Origin of the sequence: Phosphitispora fastidiosa (assembly GCF_019008365.1) — a bacterium.
Classification (GTDB): Bacteria; Bacillota; Thermincolia; order Thermincolales; family UBA2595; genus Phosphitispora; species Phosphitispora fastidiosa.
The window spans coordinates 128,393-140,616 of record NZ_JAHHUL010000008.1; the positions used below are offsets into that span (position 1 = coordinate 128,393).

Here is a 12,224-nt window from a genome sequence, read left to right on the forward strand (position 1 = left end):
GACTCCGGGGAAGAGCTGGCTCCTGATCCTTCATCTTCTAATGTACCAAATAGGAAGTAATACTATTGTCCCTGTCGTAATAGAAACTCACTTTGTCTCCTTTGGTGAAAAGGTCCAGTTCTTCTTCATAAACGTAGACATGAACTGTTTTTGCCTTTTTGATACCAACCTGCTGCCCATCATAATCTAATGATTTATGTTGAACAAGAAAATGGGGGTCATTGTATACACTGGCAGTTACAGTACCATAAAATGTTTGAATTTTATTATATCCGGGATATTTTTCAACCATCTCGTAATCAGGCCTTTTAAAATCAGTGAACTCAATTGTCCATGGCTGATGCCTCTGTATAATGTCCGTATTGCCTTTATTCTGGTCTGCCGGCGTTTCCTTAGCCTGTATTATTCTCTTCAGTATTATTGAAATTTCGGCTCTGGTCAGCCCGTCCTTACTGCGGAAATTGTTATTGGAATCCCCTGATAAGATACCATAATAAGCAGTCTGGGCGGCGCTTTCACTAAATTGGGGGGAAATATTCTGATAATCCCTGAATTTTTCAGCCAGATAGCTGCTAGCAGGCTTTGGCGATTTATCCAGTCCTAAAGCAAGCGCTATAGCATGTGTAGCCTCTTCACGGGTAATCACGTGGCTACCGTAAAAATTAAAGTGACCGGCCTGTTGGGACGTTATGGGTATATAAGATTTTGCGGCATCAACATATTGAAAAGACCAATGCCCTGGTTTAACATCAGAAAAGATTTGCGGGGCATTTTCATTTAGAGGTATGTCCAGTGTAATCACCAACGCCTTGGCAAATTGTTCCCTTGTTATCTTCAGCCCGGGTTTAAAGGTTCCGTCCGGGAAACCTGCAATTATTCCTGCCTCTGTCAGAGCCCCCACCGATTCATAAGCCCAATGGTTTACAGGCACATCCTTAAAGGTTCCGCCACCTGCTGCACTAGAACTCAGCAGGATTAACAATGTCAAACTGACGACCACAACGCCAATCCTGAAAAAATTCATATTCAGACACCTGGTTTCTAAAACTACCAAAAACTATAACCAGGCTTTTCACCTTCCTTTTTGTTAGTTTTTCTATCTTAACCAATACAGCCTTGTTAACTAATGTATAAATCCTGGTATTTAAGTTGCCAGCTTTTTTGCGACTCTGTTTTCAAGTTTCATTACCTACCGATATTATAACATATTATGGTAGGTATTGTAATGTTTGTTTTGGTATTAATTGTCATTTTGCTTGGGAAAAGCCAATCAGGCAATGTTAATTTAAAAGGCCCCCTTTTTATGGGGGGCCTTTTAAATTAACAAAGTAGCTTCAGCATAAGTCATCCAATCTCTACATTTGCAGTAGATATTATAGTAATGGCTGGCAGAAGACCTGGCGGTTTACCCTGGCAATTCCGGTGAAGGTTCCATAAATGAAAAGCTGCAGCCCACTGGGACAGCAGATTACCAGAGAACCTATCCAGCTATTGGAGGTAAGCCGGGTGGCATTCAGAAAAGCTGTACAGTCCGTCATTGGGGTGAATTCGTTTTCCTGAACTGATACATTAAAGAAGGTTGCTCCGACACTGTTCAGGCTGGCGTTAAGGGTGGCCACTATGGCAGGGTTGTCTCCGATAAATCTTATATTCCTGGGGTTTGGTCCCCCGCCAAAAAAGCTTATATTTCCGGAAATGCTGCCTGTAGGCACTGAGTTAACACAGGATACCATGGCTTCAACATTTGCTGTTGTACCCCCGCCGCTGATGCTTCCCTGAACCAGGCCGTCGTGCAGTATTGCTGACATATACATTCCTCCCTTCAGTTACATAATATGGAGAGAGGAACATTAAAGTTACAAAGAAATAGCTGAAGTATAAAATTTTTATGTAGCATTCGCGCAGGACCTGGTGAGGGGATTTATGGCCAAAATAGAATGGGGCCGGAAAACTGCTCCGGCCCCGCTCGTATTTCAGATATCCTTTGCTTACCGTCAGAAATGATTCTTTACTTGTTAAGGTCATTGTTGGTATTGAAAGCAGCTTTTCCAGTAGCTTCTTTTTTACCAAGGTTCTTTTGCGATGCATCAATTTCTGATGCAAACTCGGCATCATTATTGGTGTTAAAAGCATCTTTACCGGTAGCTTCCTGCTTTTGTTTCTTTGGCAATTAATTCACCTCCAATTTAGATTTCAGTTGTATTTTGCTTTTAATGAACAGAGATTATTCCGGAATAATTATGCTAAAAAAGCAAAATGTTTATGAACTGCAACTATGCAGTTGACACGCGAGTAACCTTTAATTTTGTGTATTCATATATTAGTCTAGGGAAAAAAACTTTCCCTGGACTTAATTATTTGATTGACTTAGGGAGGTAATGATGAAGAAAGAGCTGATTCCGTTAAATATGCTGCCCTTAGGCAGCGCCGCCAAGGTCCGGAGCCTTACCAACGACGACAGCAGTACCCGGAGAAGGATGCTTGACTTAGGTTTGATTAAAAACACCCATATTGAGGCCATTCAGAAAAGTCCCTCCGGTGACCCTACCGCATACTGGATAAGGGGGGCAGTCATAGCCCTGCGCTCAAATGAAGCCTCAAAAATACTGGTTGAAGCAGTAACAGGAGAATGATGGCAGACCATTTTGTAGTCGCCCTGGCCGGGAACCCTAATGTCGGTAAAAGCACAATTTTTAACAGTCTTACGGGACTAAATCAGCATACTGGAAACTGGCCCGGCAAAACCGTGGCCAATGCCAGGGGAAAATACAGGCACAAAGACAAATCCTTTATTCTTGTTGACATTCCGGGGACATATTCCCTTATGGCCAGTTCAGTTGAAGAAACAGTAGCCAGAGACTTTATCTGTTTTGGCGAGCCTGATGTTACCGTTGTGGTTGCAGATGCAACCTGTCTGGAACGAAACCTCAATCTGGTACTTCAGACCCTTGAGATTACAGGCAATGTGGTTGTATGTGTAAACCTCCTTGATGAGGCTGAACGTAAGGAAATAAAAATTGACCTTAAGGTACTCCAGGCAAGGCTGGGCGTTCCGGTTGTGGGCGTAAGTGCGCGCAGCGGCAGAGGGCTTAATCAACTAATGGAGACGGTGTACCGGGCAGCGCTGCCAGGTAACGTGAGCAGACCTTTGGCAGTAGACTATGAGGGCGTCATTGAAGAGGCTGTCCGGATGGTGGAACCAGAAGTCAGACGGACCGTTCAGAATAAAATAAACAGCCGTTGGGCAGCCCTGAAGTTGGTTGAAGGCGATCACTCGATCATCAAGTCTCTTCGGGATATTATGGGCTTTGACCTCATAAATGATGCTATTTTGGCCAACCGGCTTGCAACAGCGCGGAAATTTCTGCAGGAAAATAACTGTGATAGTGATGTCATGCGTGACAGTATTGTTTCCACAATTGTATCCCTGGCAGAGGAAATCGCCCGGGAAGCGGTTATTTCGGAAAATCAAAAATTCAACAGCAGGGACAGGAAAATTGATAGTATACTGACATCCAGGAGGTATGGTCTTCCGGCCATGATTACCCTCCTGGGATTGGTTTTCTGGCTCACTGTAACCGGCGCTAATTATCCCTCGGAAGTAATAGCAGGATTTTTATTCTGGATTGAGGAGCGGTTGACTGAATTCTTTCAATGGGCGGGTTCGCCGCCGTGGCTTCACGGCCTGCTGGTCGAAGGCATGTACAGGACCCTGGCCTGGGTAGTTTCGGTTATGCTGCCACCGATGGCCATATTCTTCCCCCTGTTTACTATTTTGGAAGACCTGGGTTACCTTCCGAGAGTTGCCTTTAATATGGACAATTTTTTTAAAAAAGCACATGCTCACGGAAAGCAGGCTTTGACTATGTGCATGGGTTTTGGGTGCAATGCGGCAGGGATAATTGGATGCCGGATTATTGATTCCCCCAGGGAGCGGTTGATTGCTACAATTACCAACAATTTTGTTCCCTGTAACGGAAGGTTTCCGGCACTGATAGCAATATCGACAATATTTGTTGGCGGAACTGTTCCCGGGATACCAAATTCTGTTGTTTCAACATGTGTCCTGATGAGTGTAATAATTCTGGGAGTATTCATGACTCTGTTGATTTCAAGGATTCTCTCAGCAACTATCCTCAAGGGGCTGCCTTCTTCCTTTATTCTGGAACTGCCGCCATACCGCAAACCCCAAATAGGCCGGATACTTGTCCGTTCAGTGTTTGACCGGACACTGTTCGTCCTTGGACGCGCGGCTTGTATCGCCGCACCTGCCGGTATGGCAATCTGGGTCATGGCTAATATTACCATAGGCGGCGTCAGTTTGCTGGGCCACGGGGCCGGCTTTCTGCAGCCTTTTGCCTTACTGTTAGGCCTTGACGGGTACATTTTAATGGCCTTTATCCTTGGCTTCCCGGCAAATGAGATTGTGATTCCAATAATCATTATGAGTTATGTGTCCACCGGATCCCTGGTGGAATTGGACAGCCTGGAGGCTTTAAGGCAGCTGCTGATTTCCCACGGTTGGACCTGGCTGACAGCGGTATGTGTGATGCTGTTTTCCCTAATGCATTTCCCCTGTGGTACTACCCTGTGGACTATTAAGAAGGAAACTCAAAGCTGGAAATGGACACTGATTTCATTTCTGGTGCCCACTTTGACAGGGATTACGGTCTGTTTTATAGTGGCCCAGACAGTTAGGATGTTGGGTTTGGGATAAAGGACTGTCCTCTAATTAAATTGGCACCCTTTCTTTTTAGCCTGCAGAAGTAAGGGAGGGACAGATATATTCCTCCACGACGGCAACAATTCAGCTTGGTCCCCAATTCGTTACCGTCGTCTCACACTAAAAACCAGCGTGAGACTCCGACGAATCGGGGAGACCCCTGACCGGCTCCCGCATAGCGGGTTGAGCGGTCGCCGACAAGCGGATATCAGACTCGTCGTTCCGGAAACATATCTGCCCCTCCCTAACCTATAGGCAGAAATTTAGAGCGGGAGTCCCATTTACTTATAGACATAACCCCAGAAAAAATAAAGCATCAATATTTTTGTAAAGACTATTGTCACAGATGATAAACAATGGTAATATGTAAGTAAGTGATAACTAACATAGGGTACGTGAGGAGGGATACCATGCACCGGCAAAGCACAGAGGTACGCCAAAGGCAGATCATAGATGCTTCTCTGGAAATTATTGCGGAAAAAGGAGTGAGCGGCCTGACAACAGGAGAAGTGGCCAAACGGGTCGGGTTTTCAGAGGCAGCCCTGTTTCGCCATTTCCCCAATAAGCTGGAAATATTAAAGGCAACCATGATAAGCGTCCATGAGGCCCTGATTAGTGAGATCAATATCATCGTTGCGGCAAAAAGCGGACCCCTGACCAAACTTGAAGACATCCTCAGGCTTCAGCTGTCTTTTATAGAAAAAAACAGGGGTATGCCCAGGATACTGTTCTCGGATGAGCTTCATCTGGGTGATACTGAACTCAGGGAAACTATCGTGAAGCGGCACCGGAATTACATGGAAATTATCAAGTCGATTATGCGGGAGGCGATTTCCGCCGGCATATTCAGGGCAGATATCGATGTCGATATGGCTGCCAGGGCTTTCTTCGGAATGATTCAGACAGCTGTGTTCAATTGCTCTCTGAACGGTTTTAAAACCGGGCTTGGCGAACAGTATGAGCCAATCGCAAGGTTTTTGCGCGGTTGTTTTATTGCCCGCAGCTATTGTGGCTGAGGCCGCCTAACAAGTGGCCGCAGCCCGCTGACTGCCGGGAAAATTCCTGGTTTTTGGCCAGGACATTTATTTTGCACATTAAGTAAGTGACCACTAACTAACTTAAGATGGCGGCGCCGCATGGCCGTTCTCAAGGTGGGAAATATGCAAAAATTGGAGGGGACAATTATGACCAAGAGCCAGAAAAAGTATTTGCTGGTATGTGTGGTATTAGTGATAGCACTGGGGATGCTGGCAGGATGGAGAATTAAAAAGCTGCAGGATGTTCCGGCGGCACAGGCAGGTTCCGGCTTCCCTGTAGAAACAGTAAAGGTGGGGAGAGATGTTGTTTCTGCCGGGTTAACCTATGTGGGTACTGTAGAACCCTTACAGGAGGTGGACCTGTCAGCCAAAATATCGGCCAGAATACTGAGCCTTGCGGGGAAGGAAGGGGATATCCTCAACGCCGGGCAGACTGTGGTGACTCTGGATAGCGGGGATCTGCAGGGGAAGATAAACACCCTGGGGAAAAAGGTGCAGGCAGCCGGAATCAACCGGGATTACTGGGAGAAACAGATTGAATTGTACCGGCCGCTCCTTGAGGAAGGGGCAATTTCAGAACATGATTTTCAGAAAACCGTGTTCAGCCGTGATACTGCAGCCAGCGGCTATGAAGAGGCAGAGGCTGCCTTGGATGAGGCCCGCATAAACCTGAACTATTCCATATTAAAGACCCCGATGACGGGGACGGTTACCAAGGTTCACAGTTTTCCCGGTGATATGGCTGTTCCCGGCAAACCGGTAATTACCCTGGCTGATGTAAGCAGGCTGAAAATAAGTGTTAAGGTTGTCCAGGACGATGTGGCCAAACTGAAAAAAGGGGGGACGGTGATGCTGTCCGCCGGTGAAGAAGGGCGGGAATTTCCGGCTGAAATAACCGAAATCTTCCCTTCACTGGACCCGAATCTGCGTACCGGGACTGTGGAGATTAGTGTTCCTCAGGAAATAATGCAGGAATACAGCCTGAAGCCGGGGATGAGTGTCAATGTGTTCTTTGTGCTGGGGCAGCGGGAGGATGTGCCGGTCGTCCCGAAACAGACCGTGCAGCAGGATAACCAAAACAACTATTTCGTGTATGTTGTCAAAGAGGGAGTTGCCCGGAAGCAGATTGTGGAAACCGGTCTCAGCAGTGACAGGTTAATTGAAATTAAGGGGGGCCTTAATGAGGGAGACCGGGTGGTTTCCTCAGGCTTGGTTGAAGTGTATGACGGAAGACCCTTATATCTCAAGGGAGAGGAGGGATAAGGTGAATATAGCCGAATTTTCCATCAAACACAGGTATACAGTTTTTGCCCTGGTTATTTTAATCCTGATTTTTGGGGTTTATGCTGCCAAGACGCTGAAAGTTGAACTTATGCCTGATACCAACCCGCCTCTGGTAAATGTGGTTACTTCATATCCCGGTGTATCGGCAAGAGATGTTGCCAGGGAAGTCAGTAAGCCGTTGGAAGAGGAACTGGCTACAGTTGACGGGGTTAAAAAAATCAAGTCCACATCACAGGACGGGCTGTCTCTGGTAAAGGTGGAATTCCATTACGGGCGGGATGTTGATACTGCTGCTGTGGATGTGCAAAATGCCATCAGCAGGATTAAAAGGGAACTTCCGGCGGGAATTCAGGACCCCCAGGTAATGAAATTCAGCACCTCAGACAAACCTATCGTAACATTTGCCTTAAACAGTGATAAAGTAAGTCTGGCTGCGGTCCGGGATCTGGCAGACAATGAACTGAAAACGGTATTGCAGACAGTTGACGGGGTTGCCGCTGTTGACGTGTTTGGGGGCAACAGGGGCCAGGTAAATATTCTGGTGGATAAAGCCCGGCTGGACGCTTTCAATATGTCTCTTGACCAGGTGACTGCCGCGGTCCGGGGACAGAACGTATCCCAGCCCGGGGGGAGAATTACGGGGGAAAATAGTGAATCCCTCATCAGGCTGGTTCAGGAATATGAGGACCTGGCTGACATAGAAAACACTGTTGTCAGCAACAGGCAGGGTAACCTGATCTACCTGAAGGACATTGCCTCAATTGATGCCTCGGGTGAGGAGAGCCGCAGTGAGTATCGTTTTAATGGGGAGACTACCATCGCCATCCAGATTTTAAAAAGGGACGATGCCAATACGGTTGAGGTGGTTGAGAGGCTTAAGGAAAAAATCGGTGAGCTGGAGAAAACTTACCCATACATTGAATTCCAGGTTGCTGATGATGATTCTGTTTTTACCCAGCAGGTTGTGGAAAATATGAGTGGAACCGTAAGAGATGCCATAATTCTGACTACCCTGATCATTCTTATCTCAATTGTCTCTATAAATGAGTCGGTGATTGTATCACTGTCTATGCCTATTTCGTTTCTGACCACACTGGCCTTAATGAAGCTGTCAGGCATGGAGCTTAACCTGATAACCCTGTCAGCCCTGATTCTGTCCGTAGGGATTGTTGTAGATGATTCTATCATCGTCCTGGAAAATATCATGAGACACTGTCATGAGTATGGCAAAGACATTAAAAGGGCCGCCATTGACGGGACTAAAGAGATTTTTCTGGCAGATATCGCCGGGACATCGACCAGCGCAATAGTGCTGATACCCCTTATTTTTGTGGAAGGATTTGTAGGCAAGGTTTTTGGTCCCCTTTCACTTACCCTGGTATATGCACTGAGCGCATCACTGTTGGTATCCCTGACAGTAATTCCACTTTTGGCCGTGCTTATGGGGGGACGTTCGTTTCCGCGACTGGAGAAGGTAACCGCTAAGATAGCTGCACCATACAAGTTTTTTATGGATAAACTCAAGGAATTTTTTCTGGTGACATTGTCAGGGGCCCTCAGGCGCAGGTGGCTGGCCGTGATTATTGCACTGGTCCTGCTGGGTTCCGGCGCTCAGCTGTTGAAGGCTATCGGAATGGAAGTTCTGCCTAAAATCGATTCCGGGACCTTTAATGTTTCCCTGGAAACATATGCGGGTACATCACTCAGTAAAACCGGTGATACTGTCAAACAGGTGGAGAATCTGCTGGCTGCCGAAAAAGAGGTCAGGAGTTACAGCACCCAGATAGGATATGAACCGGGCGGGCATTACCTGGGAGATTCCGGGGCCCTGGGAGTAACCAAAGCCAACATCACTGTCAACCTTTCCACCCGGAAGGAAAGGAAGGAAACTATCTGGGAAATAGAAGACCGGCTGAGAGGGGAAATTGCCCATATCCCCGGTATTGAAACATTTGTGGTCAAAGAATCCGGGGGGACTGCTATAGCTACCACTGCAGCCCCTATAGATGTGCGCATCTCAGGGCAGGATCCGGAAATAACCTACCGGCTGGCCCAGGAGGTGCAGACCCGTCTGGAGGATGTGCCGGGAGCGGTTAACCTGTACAAGAGCTGGTCCCTGAACAGCCCTGAGGTCCATATCAGGGTAAATGAAACAAGGGCTGCCGAGCTGGGACTGTCCCCGGCAGCTGTAATCAGGGAGGTATTTGCCAGCCTTGAAGGGGTTCCGGCCTCGGAAATCAAGTCCGCAAACCGCAAAGATACCCAGGTGCTGGTACGGTATCGGCCGGAAGACAGGACCTCCATGGAGCACCTGGAGAACGTTACTCTGACAACACCTGCGGGAGCACGTATCCCTTTAAGGGATGTTGCCGAAATTGAGATCAAAAAAGGCGCCAATATTGTTACCAGGGAAAACCTGGGACCAACTGTGGATGTACTCGGGTTTACCTATGGACGAACCTTTAGTCATGTTATGGATGACATAGAGGAGGAACTGAAAACTATCAGCCTGCCTGACGGGTATACCATAGCTGTTACCGGAGAGCAGTCAGACCTGAAAGACTCCATGGGTGACCTGATTTTTTCCCTGCTGCTGGCGTTGATTGCCATTTACCTGCTGCTGCTGGCCCAGTTCCGTTCCTTTATTCACCCGCTTACTGTTATGACCGCTATTCCACTGGTATTGATCGGGGTTTCTCTGGCCCTGCTGTTTACCGGCCAGTCTGTTTCCATGTCAGTAATGCTGGGACTGATACTTTTGGTGGGTACTGTTGTCAACAACTCAATCATGCTGATAGATTTTATTATCAGAGCCCGTGAATCCGGGAAATCCAGGTCAGAGGCAATTATAGAATCTGTACGCATCAGGTTCCGGCCCATTATGATGACTGCCATGTCTCAATTTGCCGGGATGTTTCCCCTGGCTTCGGGAATGGCCCTGGGTTCAGAGCGATTTGCTCCCCTGGCGATTGCGGTTATCGGGGGCGCCCTGACAGCCACTCTGCTGACTATGGTAATAGTCCCTGTTGTCTATACCCTTATTGATGATGTTGGAGCATTATTCGGAAGGGAAGGGGCAGGCAGGGCCGCGGAAATGACCGGGAACTGAATATGAATGATGCACGATCAAATAAGAGGGAGGTAATGATAAGATGCTGGTATTTGCCAGGGTGTTTCATGATCTGTTCACGGTGGTTTGGATTGGAGGTCTTTTAACCATGGGGCTTGTTGTTATGCCTGCTGCCAAAAAGATGTTTGAAGACCCCGAAAAATTTAAAAAATTCACCGGTATGGTGCATAAGCGAATGAGCTTATTGGGTAACCTCAGTATTGCCGTCCTGCTGATTACCGGAGTTCTTCTGGCCAGGAACGGCAGTGACTTTACAGGATTGTTCTCATTTGATAACCTGTACTCGGGTCTGCTGGCTGTAAAACACCTGGTTTTTCTGGCTATGGTGATAATAGTAGTGGCGCGTAACCTCATTGTAAAAAAGCAGGCCAGCCCTGCGGTACAGAAAAAAAGAATTCCTGAAAAGATGTTCCTGGCAAATGTACTTCTGGGAACGGCTGCCGTTGTTTTGAGCAGTATAATTTCTGCCATGGGGTGATAAAATTGTTTAATCGGCTTTCTAAAGGTAATCTGCAAGAAGATGTCGAACCCTGAATATAATGATACTATGTGAATGATATTGTCTTCACAGGTTTATTAAAGTAACTACTATGCAGCAAAGGAGGTTCGACATGACAGAACAACTTCGAAAAGAAGAGAAAACATGGGGGATGATGGCCCACCTGGGCATCTTTTCAGGTCACTTTATCCCCTTTGGCAACATTATTGCCCCCCTGGTAATTTGGCTGGTGAAGAAGGATGAGTCCGACTACGTGGCTTACCATGGCAAGGAATCACTAAATTTCCAGATATCTATTGCAATTTACATGATAGTATCGGTAATCCTGGCACTGCTGCTGGTTGGTTTCATCCTGGTAGCCGTACTCTGGGTATCTAATCTGGTCCTGGTCGTCATTGCCGGTATTAAGGCAAATGAAGGGGAACTATACCGTTACCCGCTCACAATAAGGTTTGTAAAATAAACATGGGAAGTTATCCCGATAGTTTTAATAGCATTTCTGAAACAGGGTGCCTCATTGGTGGGTTACCCTGTTTTTCTAGTCCGTTTTTTACCGTCTACCGGAGTCCAAATTCCACTTGACGTAATAACTCTCTCAATATAATTATGCTGTTCCCGTCAGAATTAACGTCACAGGAGCAATTTACTTAAGTTTGAATATACTGTAGTAAAACTATGGAGAGGTGATATTTTAATGGTTATTCCTAATCAAAGACAATGCCCGTCGGGAACAGTTTCTTATGTAATCAGGTCCGGCGATACGCTTTACAGCCTGGCAGCCAGGTTTAATACCACGGTTCAGGCCATTATTGCGGCCAACCCTGGCATTGACCCAAATAACCTGATGATAGGTCAGGTTATTTGCATACCACAGCCGGTGGGTCCACCGACCTGCCCCGGTGGAAGACTTTACACTATACAGCCCGGTGATACCCTGTTCCGGATTGCCCGGTTTTTCAACGTAACTGTTGATGCCATTCTGCAGGCCAATCCCGGGTTAGACCCGGATAACCTGGTTGTCGGCCGGATTATCTGTATTCCCGGAGCAGCGCCTCCTACTGAGTGCCCTGCCGGGACAGTGCCTTACATCATCCGTGCCGGGGACACCTATTTTGCCATTGCCGCAAGATTTAACACAACTGTGGCGGCCCTGATAGCAGCGAATCCGGGTGTTGACCCCAATGCCCTGGTAATCGGCCAGCGTATTTGTGTGCCTGGAGCGGCGCCTCCGACTGAGTGCCCTGCTGGGACAGTGCCTTACATAATCCGTGCCGGGGACACCTATTACGCCCTTGCCATAAGATTTAATACTACTGTTGAGGCCCTGATAGCAGCGAACCCCGGTGTTGACCCTAATGCCCTGGTGATAGGACAGCGTATCTGTGTACCTCGGGTAGCGCCTCCTACTGAGTGCCCTGCCGGGACAGTGCCTTACATCATCCGTGCCGGGGACACCTATTTTGCCATTGCCGCAAGATTTAACACAACTGTGGCGGCCCTGATAGCAGCGAATCCGGGTGTTGACCCCAATGCCCTGGTAATCGGCCAGCG

At 47.4% G+C, this 12,224-nt stretch carries 11 protein-coding genes; 8 read left to right on the forward strand and 3 right to left on the reverse strand.

The genetic code is table 11. The features are described from left to right. Nucleotides 1–37 precede the first annotated feature (37 nt). The 3 genes from Ga0451573_RS09495 to Ga0451573_RS09505 form a co-directional block, all read right to left on the reverse strand. Nucleotides 38–1,024, reverse strand: coding sequence for an S-layer homology domain-containing protein (locus Ga0451573_RS09495; protein ID WP_231683699.1), 987 nt, complete (start codon nucleotides 1,022–1,024; stop codon nucleotides 38–40). Between the two features lie 349 nt (nucleotides 1,025–1,373). Continuing rightward, on the reverse strand, nucleotides 1,374–1,808 hold the full coding sequence (locus Ga0451573_RS09500; protein ID WP_231683700.1) for a hypothetical protein: 435 nt from the start codon (nucleotides 1,806–1,808) through the stop codon (nucleotides 1,374–1,376). 200 nt (nucleotides 1,809–2,008) lie between these two features. Continuing rightward, a complete protein-coding gene (locus tag Ga0451573_RS09505) occupies nucleotides 2,009–2,170 on the reverse strand; it encodes a hypothetical protein (RefSeq protein ID WP_231683701.1) in 162 nt (53 codons plus the stop codon). A gap of 211 nt (nucleotides 2,171–2,381) precedes the next feature. Between Ga0451573_RS09505 and Ga0451573_RS09510 the strand changes: the two genes are divergently transcribed. The 8 genes from Ga0451573_RS09510 to Ga0451573_RS09545 form a co-directional block, all read left to right on the forward strand. Then, entirely contained in the window at nucleotides 2,382–2,633 is a 252-nt protein-coding gene (locus tag Ga0451573_RS09510; protein WP_231683714.1) for a FeoA family protein, read from the forward strand. Next, nucleotides 2,630–4,717: a ferrous iron transport protein B gene (gene feoB, locus Ga0451573_RS09515; protein WP_231683703.1), complete on the forward strand. Its 2,088-nt coding sequence runs from the start codon at nucleotides 2,630–2,632 to the stop codon at nucleotides 4,715–4,717. Before Ga0451573_RS09510 ends, feoB begins: the two co-directional genes overlap by 4 nt. Nucleotides 4,718–5,133: 416 nt before the next feature. Beyond that, nucleotides 5,134–5,739, forward strand: a complete 606-nt coding sequence (locus Ga0451573_RS09520; protein ID WP_231683704.1) for a TetR/AcrR family transcriptional regulator — start codon at nucleotides 5,134–5,136, stop codon at nucleotides 5,737–5,739. A gap of 144 nt (nucleotides 5,740–5,883) precedes the next feature. Further along, nucleotides 5,884–7,023, forward strand: coding sequence for an efflux RND transporter periplasmic adaptor subunit (locus Ga0451573_RS09525; protein WP_231683705.1), 1,140 nt, complete (start codon nucleotides 5,884–5,886; stop codon nucleotides 7,021–7,023). Between the two features lies 1 nt (nucleotide 7,024). Next, the gene (locus Ga0451573_RS09530; RefSeq protein ID WP_231683706.1) at nucleotides 7,025–10,153 is read left to right on the forward strand and encodes an efflux RND transporter permease subunit; all 3,129 of its coding nucleotides are present in this window, start codon (nucleotides 7,025–7,027) and stop codon (nucleotides 10,151–10,153) included. Nucleotides 10,154–10,196: 43 nt separating this feature from the next. Further along, complete coding sequence (locus tag Ga0451573_RS09535) at nucleotides 10,197–10,652, forward strand: hypothetical protein (RefSeq protein ID WP_231683707.1); 456 nt, start codon at nucleotides 10,197–10,199, stop codon at nucleotides 10,650–10,652. 133 nt (nucleotides 10,653–10,785) lie between these two features. Then, entirely contained in the window at nucleotides 10,786–11,136 is a 351-nt protein-coding gene (locus tag Ga0451573_RS09540) for a DUF4870 domain-containing protein (protein WP_231683708.1), read from the forward strand. Nucleotides 11,137–11,367: 231 nt separating this feature from the next. Continuing rightward, a partial coding sequence (locus tag Ga0451573_RS09545) for a muramidase family protein (RefSeq protein ID WP_231683709.1) occupies nucleotides 11,368–12,224 on the forward strand: 857 nt, incomplete at its 3' end.